The following is an 18,787-nucleotide window of genomic DNA, read 5'->3' on the forward strand; positions in this document are numbered from 1 at the left end:
CGTTTCGCCGTCAGGCAATATCGAACGTAAAACTGCGCTCGTAATGCCCGGGGCGCACGACGCGATGCGAGCCGTTGTCGTCGCTGCGTTCTAGCGCCGCGACGCTCAGGCGTCCATTCTGCGCAAACACCTGCACGGCCGTCGTGCCGCGCGTGCCGTAATCCGCCGTATCGATAAAGGCCGCCGACAGCGCGCGTTCACGTTCGAGCGAAATGCCTGTCGCCGGCAGTTCGTCGTCGCGCGCGACGTGCGGATCGCGCATCAGGCCGATCAGCGTCGCGAGCGGCGGGCGGGCTTCGTCGGTGAGCGCCTGGGCAAGCTCGGCGCGCTTGCGCACGAGTTTCGGCCAGGGCGTATCGAGCACCGCGTTCGAGATGCCGTGCGTGCCCCGCGCGAGCAGCGTTGGCGCGGCGGGCGAGCGGTTGCAGTACCAAGCGAGTTCGCGCCGCGTCCAGTCGCCGACGAGCAGATTGAAGCCGTTGTACATGTCGCCGTCTTGCGCGACGCGCAACAGATAATCGAGCGGCGCGCCGCTTTCGATACCGTGATCGCCTGACAGCCAGTTGCTGACCAGCGTGCCGCGCGTCGGCGCATCGGCGCGCATTTCTCTTGGCGCGCGATAGTTGGTGAGCGCGGCAAAGCGCCCGTCGCGCGTCATGCCCAGCCACGTACCGCCACCAACCAGATCTCGGCCCGCGAGCAAACCGGGCGCATCGTCCCACCAATGCATTGGTTCGGCCGTGCGCTTGAGGAATTCATCGCGATTCGCCGCGAGCGTGAACAGCGGACCGTCAGACGCTTCGGGGCGCCAGTCGAACACGATCAGACACATCGGCAGAAGTCTTGGTAACGAGAAGGCGTGGATACGGCGGGAACACGCCGCGCCAGACATCCAGGAAGGAAGGCGCGACGCCGTGCGGATGTTGCGCTAGTGCGTCAGATTTCCGTCGGCAGCGCGTAGGGCAGCGGCAGGAACGTCAGCCCGGGGCCATCGGCGGAACCCAGATGCACGCTGCCGTTTTCGAGCGCGGCCAGCTTGATCTCGACGAGGGCATCGACGCCGCCGTCAGGCGCGGCCGCCGTGTTGACGAGCATCCCGCACGGCTGGCCTGGATCGTCCGAATGAAACAACTCCGCGCCCGGCACGACGCTCTCCGTTTCGCCCGCGACATTCGCGAGCGACATGCGCCGCTTGATCGTGCCGCGATACTGACTGCGCGCGACCACTTCCTGGCCCGGATAGCAGCCTTTGCGGAAATTGACGCCGCCGAGTACGTCGAAGTTGATCATCTGCGGCACGAACTGCTCGACCACACGCTGCGTGATGCGCGGCTCGCCGGCGCGGATGTCGAGCCAGTCCCACACGGCAGGCGACACGCGTCGCAGCTTGGCTTCGAGTACGGGCAGGCGCGCTTCGACTTCCGCTTTCGGTCCGACCCACACGTAACGCAGGCGGCCCGCCGCATCGGGCACGCGCACCAGCGATCCCGCCGGTCCGTCCACCTTCACGTGTACACCGTCGGGAATCGCGTCGAACACGCCCGACAGCGCGCCGCGCACGTCACCGGCGAGGCCAATGGCGAGCGTATCGACCGACGCGTCGCTGAGCTTCGCTTTCGCGCGCAGCACGAACATCGACAGACGTTTTTGCGCGGCGGCCTGTACGTCCTTCGACACCAGCATCCGGATCGATTCGCCGCTGCACCACACGAGAAACGACGCCAGCAGCCGGCCTTTTGGCGAGCAGTAGCCAGCAAGGCGTGCCGTCGCGGCGTCGAGGTGCTGCGTGTCGCTGGTGAGTTGCGAGTGCAGGAAGGCAGCGGCGTCGTCGCCCGTCGCGTCGATCACGCCGAACTGCGGCAGCGGCATGAACGCGCCGCGCGAGAGGACGGCGTCGAACTCCTCGCGCGCGGGGCGCGGGAACACGGGAAGCGCGACGGAAACAGCAGCAGAAGCGGGGACGGCGGTGCCAGGAGCAGAAGCAAGCGGTGCGTTCATGGATTCGGGGAACAGTCAATTCTGACTTTGGCGGAGGCAAGCAAGTATTATATTGGCTTCACCCGAACCACGTTTCCATGTCCCTCCTGAAGAAATGCCTCATCGCCTGCGTCGTGCTCGCGATGCTGCTCGCCGCCGCGGCGTACGGCGCTTACCACTGGGCCACCACGCCCGTCCCGCTCGCCACCCCGCAACTCGATGTCACGATCAAGCCGCACAGCAGCCTGCGCAGCGTTACGACGCAGCTCAACCGTGGCGGCGTGCCCGTCGAGCCGGAACTGTTCGTGATGATGACGCGCGTGCTCGGACTGCAGTCGGCGCTGAAGTCGGGCAACTACGAATTCAAGCAGGGCATCACGCCGTACGACGTGCTGCAGAAGATCGCGCGCGGCGACGTCAACGAGTACGTGGCGACGATCATCGAAGGCTGGACTTTCAGGCACATGCGCGCCGAGCTGGATTCGAACCTGGCGCTGAAGCACGACACGGCGGGCATGTCCGACGCGGATATCCTGAAGGCAATCGGCGCGCCTGAAACGCCGACAGGCAACGGCGAAGGGCTGTTCTTCCCGGACACCTACCTGTTCGACAAGGACACGAGCGACCTGGACGTCTATCGCCGCGCGTACCGGCTGATGAAGCTGCGCATCGACGAAGCATGGGCGGCGCGCGCGCCTGGCCTGCCGTACAAGACGCCGTACGATGCGCTGACCATGGCGTCGATCATCGAAAAGGAAACGGGCAAGGCGTCCGACCGCCCGATGGTGGCGGGCGTGTTCGCCAACCGTCTGCGCGTCGGCATGCCGCTGCAGACCGATCCAACTGTCATCTATGGAATGGGCGAGAGCTACTCGGGCCATCTGCGCAAGAAGGATTTGCAGACGGACACTCCTTACAATACCTATACGCGGATGGGCCTGCCGCCTTCGCCCATCGCGCTGCCGGGCGTCGCGTCGCTACAGGCCGCGCTCAATCCGGCGCAGACCAGCGCGTTGTATTTCGTGTCGCGCGGCGACGGCAGCAGCATCTTTTCTGACACGCTCGGCGATCACAACAAGGCCGTCGACAAATACATTCGAGGTCAATGATGGCTCGGGGAAAATTCATCACGTTCGAGGGCATCGACGGTGCGGGCAAGACCACGCATCTCGGCTGGTTCCGTGACCGGCTGGAGCAGAAGCTCGCGCCCACCGGCCGTTCCGTCGTCATGACGCGCGAGCCGGGTGGCACGAAGCTCGGCGAGTCGCTGCGCGACATCCTGCTGCATCAGTCGATGGACCTCGAAACCGAGGCGCTGCTGATGTTCGCCGCGCGCCGCGAGCATCTCGCGCAGGTGATCGAGCCGGCGCTTGCGCGCGGCGACTGGGTGCTGTCCGACCGTTTCACCGACGCGACTTTTGCCTATCAGGGCGGCGGACGCGGGCTGCCGCGCGACAAGCTGGAAACGCTCGAGCGCTGGGTACAGGGCGGCTTCCAGCCGGACATGACCGTGCTGTTCGACGTGCCGCCCGAAACGGCCAGCGAGCGGCGCAGCGCGGCGCGCGCGCCGGACCGTTTCGAGAGCGAATCGGATGCGTTTTTCACGCGTACCCGCACCGAATATCTGCGCCGCGCGGAGGAAGCGCCTTATCGATTCGATATCATCGACTCGACGCGCAGCATCGCTGAAATTCAGAAACACCTTGAGGAATTGATTGTATCTCTTTGATTTTACGTCGATATAAATTCATTCTATATCTGCGAAAAAATTCATCCAATACATCAAAAAATTCCTTCAACCAATTGAATGTAAAGAGAAACGATGATTTATCCGTGGCAAACCGACGACTGGAACCGCCTGCAGCAATTGCGCGCCCACTGGCCGCATGCGCTGCTGCTTCACGGGCAGGCCGGCATCGGCAAGCTGCGCTTTGCCCAACACCTGGCGCAGGGCCTGCTGTGCGAATCAGCGCTGCCGGACGGCCAGCCGTGCGACACCTGCGCGGCATGCACATGGTTCAAACAGGGCAATCACCCGGACTACCGGATCGTGCTGCCGGAGGCGCTCGCTGCGGAAGCGGGCTTCACCAGCGCCGCCGCCGATGAAAAGGCCGAAAAAGAGAAAGCCGACGCCGACGAAGGCGGCAAGAAAACGCGCACGCCCAGCAAGGAAATCAAGATCGAACAGGTGCGGGCGCTGCTGGACTTTTGCGGCGTCGGCTCGCATCGGGGCGGCGTGCGCGTCGTCGTGCTGTATCCCGCCGAGGCGCTGAATGTCGCCGCAGCCAACGCGCTGCTGAAAACGCTCGAAGAGCCGCCTGCGGGCGTGATTTTCCTGATGGTGTCTGCGCGGATCGACCGGCTGCTGCCGACCATCATCAGCCGTTGCCGCCAGTGGCCGATGACGACGCCGTCGCCGCAGTCCGCCACTGCGTGGCTCGCGCAACAGGGTGTCGATGACGCTCCGGGCCTGCTCGCGGAAGCCGGCGGCGCACCGCTCGCCGCGCTCGCCCTTGCGAGCGACGAAAACCGCCCGCTGCGCGACTGGACCCTGAAACAGCTGGCGGCCGGTCCCAATTGTGATGCGTTCGCGTGCGGCGAGACCTTGCAGAAGCTCCCCGTGCCGCTCGTGCTCGGCTGGCTTCAGCGCTGGATGTACGATCTGCTCGCCCAGTCCACGGTCGGCACGACGGGCACACCACGTTATTTCCCGACGGCGTCGGCGGCGCTCTCGCGTTGCGCATCGCAGGCCGACGCGAACGGTTTCGCGCGCTTCATGCGGACGGTCACGCGGCAACGCGCGGTCGAAAACCATCCGCTCAACGCGCGGCTCGTGTTCGAAGAACTGTTTCTCGGGTATCGCGACCTGTTCGTCCAGTAGCCGAGTCCGTTCGCAGCGTATGTGAAGCACAACCGTTTTTAGCTCATTCCATCAACGACATCGACATGACTCTTCAATACCGCGACGCTACGCTCGACGATCTGCCCGCCATCGTCGCCATCTACAACTCGACCGTGCCGTCGCGGCAGGTCACGGCCGACCTGGAACCGGTGAGCATCGACAGCCGCCGCGCGTGGTTCGAGGCGCACGGTCCTGAGAAACGTCCGCTGTGGGTCGTCGAAGATCAGGGAAGAGTGATCGCGTGGCTGAGTTTTTCCGATTTCTACGGACGCCCGGCCTATCAACGCACGTCCGAAGTCAGCATTTATCTGGACGAAGCCGCGCGCGGCAAGGGGCTGGGCAAGAAACTGTTGGCAGCCGCGCTGGAAGCCGCGCCGAAACTGGGTATCGACACGGTGCTCGGCTTTGTATTCGGCCACAATGAGCCTAGCGTGCGACTGTTCCAGGCGTTCGGCTTTGCGGCATGGGGCACGCTGCCGCGCGTCGCGGTGCTGGATGGCGTCGAGCGCGATCTGGTCATCCTCGGCAAGCGTCTGGACGGCGCGCAGTAAGCGTCGCGCTACAGCTCGCCTCAAACGTCATCGGATTTTTCGCAGGACTTCACCATGTTTGTCGATTCCCACTGCCATATCAACTTCGAAGGACTCGGAGACCGTCTGCCGCAAGTGCTGGAAAACATGCGCTCGCATTCGGTCACGCACGCGCTGTGCGTGTCCGTCGACTTCGAAACGCTGCCGTCCGTGCTGGACATCGCGCGTTCGTACGACAACGTGTATGCGTCGGTGGGTGTGCATCCGGACCACGAGGATGCGCGGGAGCCGACGGTCGCCGAACTGGTCGAACTGGCGCAGCATCCGAAGGTGGTCGCGATCGGCGAGACGGGGCTCGACTATTACCGCCTCGAAGGCCGCTCGATCGACGACATGGAATGGCAACGCGAGCGTTTTCGCGTGCATATCCGCGCCGCGCACGAGACGGGTAAGCCGCTGATCGTGCATACGCGGGCGTCGTCGGCGGATACGCTTCGGATCATGGCCGAGGAACGCGCGAGCGTGCCGGGCGGCGTGATGCACTGCTTTACGGAGCCGTGGGCTGTCGCCGAACAGGCCCTCGCGCAGAATTTTTATATTTCACTGTCGGGCATCGTCACGTTCAAGAGCGCGACGGACGTGCAAGACGTTGCGCGCCGCGTGCCGCTCGAGCGTCTGCTGATCGAAACCGACTCGCCGTACCTCGCGCCCGTGCCGTATCGCGGCAAGCCGAATGAACCTGCGTACGTCAGTTATGTCGGACGCTTCATCGCGCAGCAGCGCGAGATGGCGGACGAAGCGCTCGCGGCGGCGACCAGCGATAACTTCTTCCGTCTGTTCAAGATTCCGGCGCCGGCAGGCGTTTGAAGTGAAAAATACGTAGTATCAATAGGATAGGAAATTTTCCTAAAGTAATACATGAAAAATTATCTGACTGAGAGCCACCAAAACGCCGCACCCGCACGCGCAGCCGGCCTGCGCCGTGGCCTGGCGAGACTGACGCTGGCAGCGGGTGTCGCGCTCGCGACGCTCGGCGCGCTGCCCGCGCACGCGGCGCCCGCCGACACGATGATCAAGGCCGTCAAGTTCGACGACGTGAAGGAAGTGAAGAAGCAGCTGGCGAACGGCATGGACCCGAACATGGCCGACAACCAGGGCATCCCGCTACTCGTGATCGCCGCGCGCGAGAAATCGGACAAGGTGGTTGCCGCGCTCCTCGAGAATCCGAAGACGAATATCGAAATTCTCGACAAGGCGGGCGAAAACGCGATGATGATGGCCGCGCTGACCGGCGACATCGACATCGTGAAGCAGCTGATCGCCAAGGACGCGGAAGTCAACAAGAAGGGTTGGGCGCCGTTGCACTACGCGGCGGCGAACGGCAATGACGACATCGTCAAACTGCTGCTCGATCATGACGCGTACATTGACGCCGGCTCGCCGAACGGCACCACGCCGCTGATGATGGCGTCGCGCGGCGGCCATGTGTCGACTGTGAAGCTGCTGCTCGACAGCGGCGCGGACCTCAACGTGAAAAACCAGCTCGGCCTGACCGCGCTCGATTTCGCCAAACAGTACAAGGAGCCCGATGTCGTCGAAGGGCTGACGGCACGCCTCCAGCAAATGCAGAAACAGGCCCCGCAGGCGCCCCAGTAACGCCGCAAAACAGTGCAAAATAGCAGCTTGGGCGCGGGTCACCACGCGCCTGAATTGCAGCCGGGACGGGTGGCTAAAACCGCGCGGCAAAGACCGCCGGACACCGTCAAGTTCCGGACTTACACCAGGAAGGAAAAAAACATGCTGCGGGTTTTGATTTGCGCCGGCGCGCTCGCCGTGCCGCTGACGGCTGCCGCGTTTACGGGGGGCGACCTCAACAAGCTGTGTACGAAGACGGACGTTGCGTCGCGTAGCGCGTGTGCAGCCTATATCGAAGGCGCCGCGGACGGCGTGTTCAACACGATCGACGCGATCGGCGGGACGACGGGCCCGCGCGTCGGCCAATATTTCTGCCTGCCGCCCGACGCGCGCTCGCAACAACTGACGGACGCCGTACGCAAGTACATCGCCGACAACCCGAACGTGGCGGGCTACAACGCCAGCACGGCCATCTCGCTGGGGCTCGGCAAGGCATTCCCCTGCAAGTCGGGCAGTTGATCGGCGCTTCGCTTTCGTCGCTTCAGTTTCGTTTATCGCGATTCATCTCGACGCGCGCCGTGCTCGCTGCACCGCGCGCGTTTTCTGCTTTTTTCACCGCTTTAGACGCGTTGTAGACACGGTTCCAAGCCGGTCTTTTGGCCTATGCCGTCCGGCCCCCGCACAAATGTGCAACTGATCGGGCGCAACCGCGGTCGAACCAGCACTGAACAATGCGCGCCGGCCACGGCAGACCGGCCGCGCCAACAGAGCGGAGGGACAGCAACATGGGCCGACTGATCGTCGTGTCGAATCGCGTGGCAACACCCACGGAGACCAAAGGCTCCGCGGGCGGCCTCGCGGTTGGCGTATTCGGCGCGCTGAAGGACGCGGGCGGCGTGTGGTTCGGGTGGAGCGGCGACGTCGTCAGCGAAACAGTCGCCAACGCCGGGCCGACGCTCGACGTCGACGGCACCGTGACCTTCGCGACCACGGGCCTCACGCGCAAGGACTACGACCAGTACTACCGTGGCTTTTCGAACGCGACGCTGTGGCCCGTCTTCCACTATCGCAACGATCTCGCGCGCTACGAGCGCGAAGAGTACGCGGGCTATCGCCGCGTCAACGCGTGGCTGGCGCACAAGCTGATCAAACTGCTGAAACCGGACGACATCATCTGGGTGCATGACTATCACCTGATTCCGTTTGCAGAGGCGTTGCGATCGGAGGGCGTCAAGAACCGCATCGGCTTCTTCCTGCACATTCCGTTTCCGTCGCCGCAGATTCTGCTGAACATCCCGCCGCACGAAGAGCTGGTGAAGTCGCTGTGCTGCTATGACCTGCTCGGTTTTCAGACCGACAACGACGAACTCGCTTTTCACGACTATCTGCGCCGGCACGCGCGTGGCACGGTGTCGAACGATGGCCATGCTGAAGCGTTCGGACGGCAGTTGCGCACGGGCGTCTACCGGATCGGCGTGTTTCCCGACGAGATCGCCGAACAGGCGAAGCGCTACGAAAGCCGTCAGCATGTGCTCGACCTGAAGCAGAGCCTCGAAGGACGCAAGCTGATCATGAGCGTCGACCGGCTCGATTATTCGAAAGGGCTGGTCGAGCGCTTTCGCGCGTTCGAAGCGTTGCTGGAGCGTTCGCCCGAGTGGCGCGGCAACGTCACGCTCGTGCAGATTGCGCCGCCCACGCGCTCCGACGTCACCACATACCAGGACATCCGTCAGCAGCTTGAATACGAAGCAGGGCGCATCAACGGAAAATACTCAGGTCTCGACTACACGCCGATCCGTTACCTGAATCAGCAGTACGACCGCTGGAAACTGATGTCGCTGTTCCGCGAATCGCAGGTCGGGTTCGTCACGCCTTTGCACGACGGGATGAATCTCGTCGCGAAGGAATATGTCGCTGCCCAGAATCCGGACGATCCAGGCGTGCTGGTGCTGTCGATGTTCGCGGGCGCGGCGGCCGAACTGGAAGGCGCATTAATCGTGAATCCTCATGATTCGCTCGGCATGTGCGACGCGTTGCAGCGCGCGCTCTCGATGCCGCTCGACGAGCGCAAGCGGCGTCATGAGACGGATATGCAGGCACTGCGCAAAAACGATCTGGGCGTGTGGCGCGATTCGTTTCTGCGCGATCTGCGCAGCGTCCCCACGCCTGCACCGTTGTCGGATAGCGCCCGCGAAGGACGGGCGCCGGCAAAGAAGGCGGGGCGCGGCTAATGCGGCGCGGGCATCCATTCGAAAGTCAGAACAATCCTGTCTTGTCTGATTTGTCCGACCGAGGCGCCGGCCGTGCGGAGCGCGAATGCTGACGACGCTCGCCATCGCCAACTATCGCTCGCTGCGCGATCTGATCGTGCCGCTCGCGCGTCTGAACGTGATTACGGGCGCGAACGGCAGCGGCAAGTCGAGCGTGTATCGCGCGTTGCGGCTGCTGGCTGTGACGGCGCGCGGCGGCGTGATTCCGTCGCTGGCGCGCGAGGGCGGGCTGCAATCCACGCTATGGGCGGGCCCCGAGCGCTTTTCCCGCGCGATGCTGGCGGGCGACACGCCCGTGCAGGGCACGCGTCGCACGGAGCCCGTCAATCTGCGGCTCGGTTTTGCAGGCGACGAGTTCGGCTATGCAATCGATCTCGGTCTGCCCATTCCGGGCGAAACGCAGTTCGGTCTCGATCCCGTCATCAAGCGCGAATGCATCTGGAGCGGGCCCGTGTTGCGTCCGTCGGCGCTGCTGGTCGACCGGCATGGCGCGTCGATCCGCACCCGTGCAGACGACGGCGAATGGCAGACCATTCCGCATACCGTCGCCAGTTTCGACAGCATGATGACGGAGTTTTCCGACCCACGTAGCGCACCGGAGATGATCGCGGTGCGCGAGCAGATCCGTTCCTGGCGCTTCTACGATCATTTCAGAACAGATGCCGAGTCCCCCGTGCGCCTGCCGCAGATCGGCACGCACACGCCCGTGCTCGGCGACGACGGCGCGGACCTGGCCGCCGCGCTGCAGACGATCCGCGAAATCGGCGACGCGGCCGCGCTCGATACCGCAATCGACGACGCCTTTCCCGGCTCGCGCGTGGCGATCACCAATATCGAAGGGCGCTTCGAAGTGACGATGCAGCAGCAGGGCTTGCTGCGCGCGCTGAAGGGCGCCGAATTGTCCGACGGTACGCTGCGCTATCTGTTGCTCGTCGCGGCGCTGCTCACGCCCCGGCCGCCCGCGCTGCTCGTGCTGAACGAGCCGGAAACCAGTCTGCATCCCGATCTGCTGCCGGCGCTTGCGCGGCTGATCGCGCGGGCGTCGTTGCGTTCGCAGGTTATCGTCGTGTCGCATGCGGCGCGGCTCATCGCGGCGCTGGAACGCGAGGACGGCGGCGAATCCATCGTGCTCGAAAAACAGTTGGGCGCGACCCGCATTGCCGATGCCGAGTCGCGCGATCTGCCCGCGTGGAAATGGCCCGCCCGCTAGCGCGATGTGGAGCGAGCGGGAAGGGCAAGACGCTTCGCACGCCGCACTAAATCGCGAGAAAGAGCAACAAGGGATTGCCCGAAGGGAGTGTTTCCCGACTGTAACAGCGTAATGCAATTGAAATACCTGCGACGTTTCGGGAGGCCCCGGGCAATAATCGGCGCATTGGACGCAAGTGGCCCGAAGGTCGGGCGCGCGTATTCCTGGAAAGCCTGGAACGCCTGGAAGCATTGCGCACCCGACATCCAGACGCCGCGTACGGATAAACCCGACATTGCGCTACAGCGCGCATGAAATCGCCAAACCGCGTTTGATCGGCTGCCTGCCTGCTGTCATACTCGTTCGCCACCGCTCGCTGCTGCCGCTCTCATGCGGCCCCTGGAGACACAGATGAGAATTGCGCAGATCGCTCCTTTGACCGAATCGGTGCCCCCCAAGCTCTATGGCGGGACTGAGCGCGTCGTGTCGTACATCACCGAGGCGCTCGTCGACCTGGGCCATGACGTGACGCTCTTCGCAAGCGGGGATTCCGTCACGCGGGCGAAGCTCGAACCCGTGTGGCCGCGCGCGCTGCGGCTCGACCCCGGCATTCGCGACCGCATCGCGCCGCACATGCTGCTGATGGAACTGGTGCGCCGTCAGGCCGAAGAATTCGACGTGCTCCATTTTCACATGGACTACTACTCGTTTTCGGTGTTCAAGCGCCAGGACACGCCGTTTGTCACGACCTTGCACGGGCGCCTCGATCTGCCCGAGCAGCAGCCGGTGTTCGACACGTTCAACACCGCACCCGTGATCTCGATCTCGAACTCGCAGCGTCATCCGTTGCCGCAGGCGCGCTGGCTCAGCACCGTCTATCACGGCTTGCCGGAAACGCTCTACACGCCGCAACCCGTCGAGCAGAAGTACCTCGCGTTTCTCGGCCGCATCTCGCCGGAAAAGCGCGTCGATACGGCGATCCGCATCGCGGGCCGCTGCGGCATCCCTATCCGCATCGCCGCGAAGGTCGATGCCGCCGACGCCGAGTACTTCGAGCGCGACATCAAGCCGTTGCTGGATCTGCCGTATGTCGAGTACATCGGCGAGATCGCCGATCATCAGAAGGCCGAGTTTTTGTCCGGCGCGCATGCGCTGCTGTTTCCGATCGACTGGCCGGAGCCGTTCGGCCTGGTGATGATCGAATCGATGGCGTGCGGCACGCCCGTCATCGCATTCAATCGCGGCTCGGTGCCCGAAGTGATCGACGACGGCGTGTCGGGCTTCATCGTCGAGGACGAGATCGGCGCAGTGGCAGCCGTCAACCGTCTGCACAAGTTGCCGCGCGCGGGCGTGCGCCAGCGCTTCGAAGAGCGCTTCACGTCGCACCGCATGGCGCAGCAATACGTAGAGGCGTATCAGTCGGTGATCCGCGCGCAGAAGCGTTCGCGTTTCAAGGTGATCGACGCGTCGTCGAGCAGCTGAAGCCAGACGACAAAGCCGCATAAAGAAAGGGCGACGCAATCCGACGATTGCGTCGCCCTTGGTCATTCACCCGTCATTCATCGTGTTCATCACATCCGTCGCCAATGGGCGAGGGCGGCGTGGCCGCGCGCCCGTCATCGACGACTTGCCGGAACCGCAAGGCGGACTCGCGTCCGCGTCCCGTAGCGCTGCGCCGCGGCGGCCCGCATCGGAGCCGCCGTGCCGTCAGATCTTGAGCTTCGACACCTTGGTGCCCGCCAGCGACACATCGGCCATCAGGCCGGCGTTCGTCAGGATGAACACTTCGACGGGCGCGGTGGCCGTGGTCGTATCGACGGCGCCGTTCGCGCCCATCTTGACGAGCGCGACGGACGCATCGGCGCCGACCGACCAGCCGTCCGAACTGCGGAATTTGTCGAGCGCGTCCTGGGTCATGAACAGGAAGATGATCGCTTTCGACTGCGCGCCGGCTTGCAAGCCGAACGAGCCGGAAATCGTGCTGTAGTAGCCGACCGTGCTGCCGCCCACGCGCAGCGAGCCTTCGCCATACTGGCCGCCGACCACGAAGCCGACCTGCAGCACGGACGGGAAAACGAGAATGCCGCGCGCCTTGGAAACCAGCTCGCGCGAGCCTTGAACCGTCGTGTAGAGGCGGGACATGGTGCCGTCGACGCTGGCGTCGATCGACTGCCGTTTCGACATGTCCGTAGCGGCAGACTCCCCGCTGCTCTTGGTGGTGGTGCAGCCGGCCAGTGCAAGGGTTCCGAAAGCGAGCGCGGCGGTACTCTTCAGCATGAAGTTTCGTCTTTGCATCGTTTTTCTCCATCGTGGTTCCGGGGTGCAGCCTCAGTTCACGCGGGTTGCCTATTCAGTTATATCACACCAACCAGTAATGCAAGGGTTCTGGGGACACCGCGCAAACCCTTGTGTGACGGGCGCTCCGCCGATGGTCAGCGCTCTGTTGGGTAATTCTGGCTGGTCGGTTGCGCGGGTGGGAAGCCTGTTCGGTTGCTGTCCGACGCTCGCGCGCGGAGACGGCAATGCGCGTCGTTGGCCCGGATTCGAGCCGCGAGAACGTCCGCCGGAAGCAGTCGTATTTACCGTTTCTGCACTGCGCCAAACCTGGTTGTAAGCGAACGGAAAGTGTTGCGGGAAAACCGCAGCGGCGCGTCGGAAGCGCACCGCATGCCGTATGCAAACTCTCTTTCGGAACGCTATGCAGCGCGAACACGCGGGTTGAGAGCTAGTGATTCACCGGACTCTTGTTGACGGGTGGCCGCCTCAGCGCGCGGCGCACCATGCCGATGATGAAGCCGATCGCAAAGATGGTTGCGGCGGGCACGACCCAGTAACCGACGAACGCATGCCACAGATAGCCTGCCAACGTGCTCTTGCGGACCGCATATTCGTTGATCGCGTCCTGTTGGCGCGGCGCGTTCGCGCTCAGCACGTCGGCGGGGCAGCCCGCCTCGCGCGCAACGTCGGGCGTGCCGTGACAGCGCGCGGCGGCGCCTGCGGCGCGTTGCGCGTCGGTCAGCTGCCACGTCGTGAGCGCGTTGTTCAGGTCGACCCGGTTATAGGCCATTTCCTCCTGAATCTCGCGCACGGCGACGATCGCCACGGGCACAGCCCAGAATACGATCACCACCAGCCAGCGACGCAACCAGCGGTTCTTGTGTCTCCCAACCATCCTTGCCTCCGTGCGATGCGCTTGCGGCATCAACGACAAGCTGGCGGCCCGTGGGACTTGTTTTGTGTGGGGCATGGGCCGTCTGTGCCGCCATCATAGAAGAAAACGGCCGGGGAAGTGCAGGGTGTGATGACGCGAATGCACGGCTTGTGTGCGCCATGTCGCAGGCGGCGCAGGAAGCGATTGAGCGACGCGTCAAGTTCGACGTGACCCCGCCGCTGCACGATGACGAAGCCCAAAAAGAAAAACGGCGTCCGCACTGGACGCCGCCCGTTTATACACCGCATCGCCGATCGCGCCGCGCGAACCCACGCAACGCGACCCGCAACCAGGATCTCAGCCCTTGTTGCTCAGGCAGGTGCTCATGAATGCCTTGCGATCGTCGCCTTTCTTGTCGGCCGCCTGCTTGTTGCACATCTTCATCTTGTCCTGCTGCGTCATCGGGCCGGACGCGGCAGCGGCCGCCGCCGGCTTTGCCGACAGACAGCTCTGCATAAACGCCTTGCGTTCGTCTCCCTTCTTGTCGCCTGCCTGCTTGTTGCAGTCGGTCATCTTCGATTGCTGGCTGTTCGCGGCGAAAGCAGGCGACGCGAGCAGACCCGTCAGGGCGAGGGCAGCGAGAGCGGCTTGGATCTTCATGGGACACTCCATCACGGGTTGTGAATGTTGTTGGTTATCGTGAGACGGGCATCGAGCCGGAGCGGACAGCCTCGGGCAGATAGCTTTCGCTGTGATCGCCGTCACCATTGCTATGCATGGTGCTGTCAGAACGAGCGGACAGTGCAAACGGTTGACGGCGGCCGCATTCAGACTGGACAGGTCTTTCCCTAAGATCGCTTACCCTGAACGCGCGAACCGTTATGCTTGAGTCGTTACTGTCATCGCCATCCTGGAGTTTTCGCCATGCACTATCTGCTGATCTACGATGTGTCGTCGGATTATCTTGAGCGTCGCGCGGAGTTTCGCGGCGCGCATCTGAAGCTCGCATGGGCGGCCGCCGAACGCGGCGAATTGCATCTCGGCGGCGCACTCGCCGATCCCGTCGATATGGCCGTGCTGCTCTTCGAAGGCGATTCACCCGCCGTCGCCGAATCGTTCGCACAAGCCGATCCGTATGTGCTCAACGGACTCGTCACGAAATGGCGCGTGCGGTCGTGGACCACAGTCGTCGGCGAGCACGCGGCGACGCCCGTGCGCTGAGCCGTCAATCAACGCCACAGATCAACGCCACCCCCACGCAATATTCGTTTCACGCAGCGGCAACGATGCATCACAAATAAAAACGCCGCTGCACACGCGCACCTTATGCGTTTTACATCGAAGCGAATGTAACTGCGTCAATTCTGTTGTTCGCAATCCACGCGAACAGGCGTTTGTCATCGCGACGACGCGAGTATGAACGCGCTGCGTCGCGCTGTTCACGCAATGTGCGAAGCGTTGCAACCGACGTCATTTCTGTGACAGTCATGAACTAAACGACGCAGCAAAAAGGACAAGTTTGTTTCTATCCGTAACACTTGTCTCCGTCATATTCAGACAAACCCTAGGAATGGTATGCTTCATGCACAAATTCTCCCATGCACGAGTGAGACCACGTTTTGTGCGTCGTCCCGGTGAATTAGCGCACTATCGATGTGCTTTTCTCAATCCCGGCGCACGAACGTATAAGCATATTGTGCAACCGAGGACCCGACACGAACCGCCAAAATGAAGTTCGTGCGAGCCCAACGCCGCAGCCGGGCCAGGCTGCGTGGAGAACTCAATGTTTTTCGATGAGCTAAGCAATGACGAATGGGCGCAAGTATCAGCGCTTGTTTCCGACGAGCCAGCCGTCCGCCTGAACCGACGCGGACGGCCCCGCGCCGAACCTCGAATCGTGGCCAATGCCGTTCTGTGGATCCTGACTACGGGTGAGCCGTGGTCGAGGCTTCCCGGCCGCTATCCGTCAGGTCCTACGTGCCGGCGCCGCTTCGAGGAGTGGCAAGCCAATGGCACGCTGGCCGAAGTAATCCGTCTGTTGACACTGAACGGACGCGCGTTCGCGTACATTCCCGAGCCGACGCCGCCTGCTGCGCCGAAGCCGGCGCCTGTGGTCGAAACGCCGAAGCCGCGCGACGATCTCGCGCGCGGCGTGTTCTGGAAGAGTCCGGAGACGTGGCAATCGTCTGCTCCTGAGTCGGGCGTGCCGAATGGCGCGCCGTCCGGCTGGCGTGCGCTCGCGCCGATGGCCGACATCACGCGTCAGCTGGCGGGCTCGTCTGCCGTCGAGACGGGCTTCGTCGAGGCCCCGCGCGCAAGTGCCGTGACCGCTTTGCCGGCTGCGAGTGCGTTCGATGCCGGCGTCGTCTTCGGCGACGCGCAGCGTGTCGACGTGCAAGCTGTGCAAGCGCCGATGCAGGCGCACGCCGCAGACTCTTATGCCGCGTCGGTGCAAACCGATGCGCATGGCGAAGACGCGTCCACCGCGACCGCTTCGACGGATAACTCGGTGGATAGCCAGCACACGCCGCTGTGGATGAGCCTCACGGCGCCGCGCGGCCTGGAGGTCGCTGACCGCCAGGGCTATACGATTTACGTCGAGGCAGAGCAGGTGCCCAACGATGCATTCCGCGCGTGGGCCGAGATCATGAAGGACGGCAAGCGCGTCGAGCGCTCCGGCCTGATCGGCCCGCGTTTCGCCGATGTCGACGCGGCGCACCGTTTTGCGCTCGACTGGGCGCGGCAATGGATCGACCGCGAATGCCGCACGCAGGAAGCCGCGGCAGGACTGCACGCGAGCCCGTCGAGCGTGGGTCTGCACACGCCGAAGGTCGCCGTGCGGCCGGTCACGCGCGCCATGCCGGAACTCACGCCGACGCCTGCGCTCGCCGCGGCAAACGTTGTCGCCACAACGGGTAATCCGCATTTGCCGCAGCATCTGAATCCGCGTCTGATGCCGTTGCGCCGCTATCCGTCCGAAGTCGTAAAGGACAAAACGGGCGAACGCTACCCGTTACCGTCGAATCTGCTTTCGCACGCAGGATGATGACGATGGCGTAGGCACGCCATCGTTTGAGCCAGAACTGGAACCGGTTACTTGGGCAGACGCGCAGCGGGTAGGCGCGTTGTTGCTGTCTCGTCGTTCATTGTCGTGATTCGATGCAGTGGTATACGCATCGCGCGCTTCATCCAGCTATTTCAACCTGAAGCCTCTGCCAATGCGTAGCAGCAGAGACGGGCGCAATCAATCAGCGTCCGTCTCTGCAATGCACGTTATCGCCGGCCGTACGTGTCGTCGAAACGCACGATGTCGTCTTCGCCGAGATACGAGCCCGATTGCACTTCGATGATTTCGAGCGGCATCTTGCCCGGATTCTCGAGACGATGCGTGACGCCGAGCGGGATATATGCCGATTCGTTTTCCGACACGATGAAGCGCTCTTCGCCACGTGTGACGAGCGCCGTGCCGCGCACGACGATCCAGTGTTCGGCGCGATGATGGTGCATCTGCAGCGACAGTTGCGCGCCCGGCTTCACGACGATGCGCTTCACCTGGAAGCGCTCGCCCATGTCGACGGAATCGTAGTGGCCCCACGGGCGATGCACCTTGCGATGGTTCACGGCTTCCGCGCCATGTGCTTCGCGGATGCGGCCCACTACCTTCTTCACGTCCTGCACGCGGCTCTTGTCGGCGACGAGAATCGCGTCGTCCGTTTCGACGACGACGAGATCCTGCGTACCGACGCACGCGATCAAGCGGCCTTCGGAATGCGCGAAGGTCGACTCGGCGCCTTCGAACATCACGTTGCCGCGGCCGACGTTGTCGTCGCTGTCCTTCGGCAGGATGTCCCAGATCGCGTCCCACGAGCCGACATCGGACCAGCCGGCATCGAGCGGCACGACGACGCCCGTACACACCGACGTATCGCCGCCGAGGCGTTCCATCACCGCGTAGTCGATCGAGTTGGACGGGCACGCGCCGAACGCGTCGCGCTGCACGCGGAAGAAGTCGCCGTCCGTGGTGCCTTGCGCATGCGCAGCTTCGCAGGCTTCGTAAATGGCCGGATGGAAATGACGCACGGCCTTGATCCACGTCGACGCACGCAGAATGAAGATGCCGCTGTTCCACCAATACTCTTTCGATTCGACGTAGCGCTGCGCGAGTTCGATGTGCGGCTTTTCGACGAAGCGGTCCAGCTGATGCGCGTCGATCACGCGCTCGCTCGCCGTTTCGACTGCGGGCAGTGAAGCACCGATACGAATGTAGCCGTAGCCCGTTTCGGCACGCGACGGCACGATGCCCATCGTCACGATCTGGCCGTTCGCAGCATGCTGCACGCCCGCCGCAACGGCGGCGTGAAAACCTTCGGTGTCCGTCACGGCGTGGTCGGCGGGCATCACGACCATGATGCCGTCCTGGTCCTGCGCGAGCACGGAAAGCGCCGCGATCGTCAACGCCGGTGCGGTGTCGCGCGCACAGGGCTCGAGAATCAGGCGGCTCTGCTTGCCGCTCACGCGCAATTGCTCGGCCGTCGTGAAGCGATGATCTTCGTTGCAGACAACGACCAGTTGCTCGGCGACGGGATAGCCGGCATCGAGCCCATCGAGCCGTTGCGTCGTCGATTGCAGTAGCGAGTCTGCGCCCAGCAGACCGATAAGCTGTTTCGGATGCTGTTCGCGCGACATCGGCCACAGCCGTGTTCCCGAACCGCCAGCCAGTATCACGGGATGAACCTTGAGCTTGACGTTGAGCCGGGTTTGATTCGCCTGGCGATTGTCGACGTCTGACGCCGTAGCAGTCATGGTGATAACTCCTCGAAGCAGGGTGAATGCCTTCGTTTTTATCACGTCGTAATGCGTCAATAAATCGACATTGAATTTCTGCCGAATAATTCCAATGCAAAATGCTCGTCATGCATTAACGAATAATTTCGCAATGCCGGAAAAATAGAAAATAAATCGCGTAAAAATTGACACGACACAATTCGCGGGCGCGGAATGCGGAGGCTGACCGACGCGCGCACGAGATCGACTGACACTGCAGAGGAAAAAAAGCGCAGCAAAGGCGCACCGAGCGGCGCGAAGCACGGTGCAAATACGCATAATTCGGCAAAAGTTACCGAATAAAAGCGA

The 18,787-nt window shown here is 63.2% G+C and carries 18 protein-coding genes; 12 read left to right on the forward strand and 6 right to left on the reverse strand.

Annotation, left to right across the window (positions count from 1 at the left end; all coding sequences use genetic code 11):
* Positions 1-10: 10 nt before the first annotated feature.
* Both BLT65_RS25435 and ygfZ read right to left on the reverse strand, forming a co-directional pair.
* Positions 11-832 carry an NRDE family protein gene (locus BLT65_RS25435; RefSeq protein WP_091782374.1) on the reverse strand — a complete coding sequence of 274 codons (822 nt, stop codon included), beginning with the start codon at positions 830-832 and terminating at the stop codon, positions 11-13.
* Positions 833-936: 104 nt separating this feature from the next.
* Complete coding sequence (ygfZ, locus tag BLT65_RS25440; RefSeq protein ID WP_091782377.1) at positions 937-1,998, reverse strand: CAF17-like 4Fe-4S cluster assembly/insertion protein YgfZ; 1,062 nt, start codon at positions 1,996-1,998, stop codon at positions 937-939.
* A 77-nt stretch (positions 1,999-2,075) separates the two neighbouring features.
* Between ygfZ and mltG the strand changes: the two genes are divergently transcribed.
* From mltG to BLT65_RS25490, 10 genes are all read left to right on the forward strand, one after another.
* Positions 2,076-3,086 (forward strand): endolytic transglycosylase MltG, encoded by a 1,011-nt coding sequence (gene mltG / locus BLT65_RS25445; RefSeq protein WP_091782381.1) that lies wholly within the window; start codon positions 2,076-2,078, stop codon positions 3,084-3,086.
* Positions 3,086-3,706: a dTMP kinase gene (gene tmk, locus BLT65_RS25450; protein WP_007733170.1), complete on the forward strand. Its 621-nt coding sequence runs from the start codon at positions 3,086-3,088 to the stop codon at positions 3,704-3,706. Before mltG ends, tmk begins: the two co-directional genes overlap by 1 nt.
* Positions 3,707-3,799: 93 nt before the next feature.
* Positions 3,800-4,858, forward strand: a complete 1,059-nt coding sequence (locus BLT65_RS25455; protein WP_091782385.1) for a DNA polymerase III subunit delta' — start codon at positions 3,800-3,802, stop codon at positions 4,856-4,858.
* Positions 4,859-4,923: 65 nt separating this feature from the next.
* Entirely contained in the window at positions 4,924-5,430 is a 507-nt protein-coding gene (locus tag BLT65_RS25460) for a GNAT family N-acetyltransferase (protein ID WP_042314184.1), read from the forward strand.
* 54 nt (positions 5,431-5,484) lie between these two features.
* Entirely contained in the window at positions 5,485-6,276 is a 792-nt protein-coding gene (locus tag BLT65_RS25465; protein ID WP_091782388.1) for a TatD family hydrolase, read from the forward strand.
* A 51-nt stretch (positions 6,277-6,327) separates the two neighbouring features.
* Entirely contained in the window at positions 6,328-7,065 is a 738-nt protein-coding gene (locus BLT65_RS25470; RefSeq protein ID WP_091782391.1) for an ankyrin repeat domain-containing protein, read from the forward strand.
* A gap of 141 nt (positions 7,066-7,206) precedes the next feature.
* The gene (locus BLT65_RS25475; RefSeq protein ID WP_007585951.1) at positions 7,207-7,563 is read left to right on the forward strand and encodes a Rap1a/Tai family immunity protein; all 357 of its coding nucleotides are present in this window, start codon (positions 7,207-7,209) and stop codon (positions 7,561-7,563) included.
* A gap of 266 nt (positions 7,564-7,829) precedes the next feature.
* Complete coding sequence (gene otsA / locus BLT65_RS25480) at positions 7,830-9,275, forward strand: alpha,alpha-trehalose-phosphate synthase (UDP-forming) (RefSeq protein ID WP_042314190.1); 1,446 nt, start codon at positions 7,830-7,832, stop codon at positions 9,273-9,275.
* An 85-nt stretch (positions 9,276-9,360) separates the two neighbouring features.
* Positions 9,361-10,524, forward strand: a complete 1,164-nt coding sequence (locus BLT65_RS25485) for an AAA family ATPase (RefSeq protein ID WP_091782395.1) — start codon at positions 9,361-9,363, stop codon at positions 10,522-10,524.
* Positions 10,525-10,914: 390 nt separating this feature from the next.
* Positions 10,915-11,985 (forward strand): glycosyltransferase family 4 protein, encoded by a 1,071-nt coding sequence (locus BLT65_RS25490; RefSeq protein WP_042314194.1) that lies wholly within the window; start codon positions 10,915-10,917, stop codon positions 11,983-11,985.
* A gap of 225 nt (positions 11,986-12,210) precedes the next feature.
* Here BLT65_RS25490 and BLT65_RS25495 read toward each other — a convergent pair whose 3' ends face one another.
* From BLT65_RS25495 to BLT65_RS25505, 3 genes are all read right to left on the reverse strand, one after another.
* Positions 12,211-12,798 (reverse strand): BPSL1445 family SYLF domain-containing lipoprotein, encoded by a 588-nt coding sequence (locus tag BLT65_RS25495; protein WP_042314197.1) that lies wholly within the window; start codon positions 12,796-12,798, stop codon positions 12,211-12,213.
* A 430-nt stretch (positions 12,799-13,228) separates the two neighbouring features.
* A complete protein-coding gene (locus BLT65_RS25500) occupies positions 13,229-13,675 on the reverse strand; it encodes a hypothetical protein (protein ID WP_091782398.1) in 447 nt (148 codons plus the stop codon).
* A gap of 336 nt (positions 13,676-14,011) precedes the next feature.
* Complete coding sequence (locus BLT65_RS25505) at positions 14,012-14,314, reverse strand: PsiF family protein (protein WP_042314200.1); 303 nt, start codon at positions 14,312-14,314, stop codon at positions 14,012-14,014.
* A gap of 264 nt (positions 14,315-14,578) precedes the next feature.
* On the opposite strand from BLT65_RS25505, the gene BLT65_RS25510 reads away from it, so the two are divergent.
* Both BLT65_RS25510 and BLT65_RS48760 read left to right on the forward strand, forming a co-directional pair.
* Complete coding sequence (locus BLT65_RS25510) at positions 14,579-14,875, forward strand: YciI-like protein (protein WP_091782401.1); 297 nt, start codon at positions 14,579-14,581, stop codon at positions 14,873-14,875.
* A 562-nt stretch (positions 14,876-15,437) separates the two neighbouring features.
* Positions 15,438-16,700 (forward strand): DUF6566 family protein, encoded by a 1,263-nt coding sequence (locus tag BLT65_RS48760; RefSeq protein ID WP_091782404.1) that lies wholly within the window; start codon positions 15,438-15,440, stop codon positions 16,698-16,700.
* Positions 16,701-16,927: 227 nt separating this feature from the next.
* On the opposite strand, the gene BLT65_RS25520 is transcribed toward BLT65_RS48760, so the two are convergent.
* Positions 16,928-18,457, reverse strand: coding sequence for a mannose-1-phosphate guanylyltransferase/mannose-6-phosphate isomerase (locus BLT65_RS25520; RefSeq protein ID WP_091782406.1), 1,530 nt, complete (start codon positions 18,455-18,457; stop codon positions 16,928-16,930).
* Between the last annotated feature and the right edge of the window lie 330 nt (positions 18,458-18,787).

This window comes from Paraburkholderia steynii (assembly GCF_900100565.1).
Classification (GTDB): Bacteria; Pseudomonadota; Gammaproteobacteria; order Burkholderiales; family Burkholderiaceae; genus Paraburkholderia; species Paraburkholderia terrae.

What these genes read in the sequence shown, in the direction of transcription:
- BLT65_RS25435 (WP_091782374.1), bottom strand. Translation starts at nt 832, where the DNA reads ATGTGTCTGATCGTGTTCGACTGGCGCCCCGAAGCGTCTGACGGTCCG.
- ygfZ (WP_091782377.1), bottom strand. Translation starts at nt 1,998, where the DNA reads ATGAACGCACCGCTTGCTTCTGCTCCTGGCACCGCCGTCCCCGCTTCT.
- mltG (WP_091782381.1), top strand. Translation starts at nt 2,076, where the DNA reads ATGTCCCTCCTGAAGAAATGCCTCATCGCCTGCGTCGTGCTCGCGATG.
- tmk (WP_007733170.1), top strand. Translation starts at nt 3,086, where the DNA reads ATGGCTCGGGGAAAATTCATCACGTTCGAGGGCATCGACGGTGCGGGC.
- BLT65_RS25455 (WP_091782385.1), top strand. Translation starts at nt 3,800, where the DNA reads ATGATTTATCCGTGGCAAACCGACGACTGGAACCGCCTGCAGCAATTG.
- BLT65_RS25460 (WP_042314184.1), top strand. Translation starts at nt 4,924, where the DNA reads ATGACTCTTCAATACCGCGACGCTACGCTCGACGATCTGCCCGCCATC.
- BLT65_RS25465 (WP_091782388.1), top strand. Translation starts at nt 5,485, where the DNA reads ATGTTTGTCGATTCCCACTGCCATATCAACTTCGAAGGACTCGGAGAC.
- BLT65_RS25470 (WP_091782391.1), top strand. Translation starts at nt 6,328, where the DNA reads ATGAAAAATTATCTGACTGAGAGCCACCAAAACGCCGCACCCGCACGC.
- BLT65_RS25475 (WP_007585951.1), top strand. Translation starts at nt 7,207, where the DNA reads ATGCTGCGGGTTTTGATTTGCGCCGGCGCGCTCGCCGTGCCGCTGACG.
- otsA (WP_042314190.1), top strand. Translation starts at nt 7,830, where the DNA reads ATGGGCCGACTGATCGTCGTGTCGAATCGCGTGGCAACACCCACGGAG.
- BLT65_RS25485 (WP_091782395.1), top strand. Translation starts at nt 9,361, where the DNA reads ATGCTGACGACGCTCGCCATCGCCAACTATCGCTCGCTGCGCGATCTG.
- BLT65_RS25490 (WP_042314194.1), top strand. Translation starts at nt 10,915, where the DNA reads ATGAGAATTGCGCAGATCGCTCCTTTGACCGAATCGGTGCCCCCCAAG.
- BLT65_RS25495 (WP_042314197.1), bottom strand. Translation starts at nt 12,798, where the DNA reads ATGCAAAGACGAAACTTCATGCTGAAGAGTACCGCCGCGCTCGCTTTC.
- BLT65_RS25500 (WP_091782398.1), bottom strand. Translation starts at nt 13,675, where the DNA reads ATGGTTGGGAGACACAAGAACCGCTGGTTGCGTCGCTGGCTGGTGGTG.
- BLT65_RS25505 (WP_042314200.1), bottom strand. Translation starts at nt 14,314, where the DNA reads ATGAAGATCCAAGCCGCTCTCGCTGCCCTCGCCCTGACGGGTCTGCTC.
- BLT65_RS25510 (WP_091782401.1), top strand. Translation starts at nt 14,579, where the DNA reads ATGCACTATCTGCTGATCTACGATGTGTCGTCGGATTATCTTGAGCGT.
- BLT65_RS48760 (WP_091782404.1), top strand. Translation starts at nt 15,438, where the DNA reads ATGTTTTTCGATGAGCTAAGCAATGACGAATGGGCGCAAGTATCAGCG.
- BLT65_RS25520 (WP_091782406.1), bottom strand. Translation starts at nt 18,457, where the DNA reads ATGACTGCTACGGCGTCAGACGTCGACAATCGCCAGGCGAATCAAACC.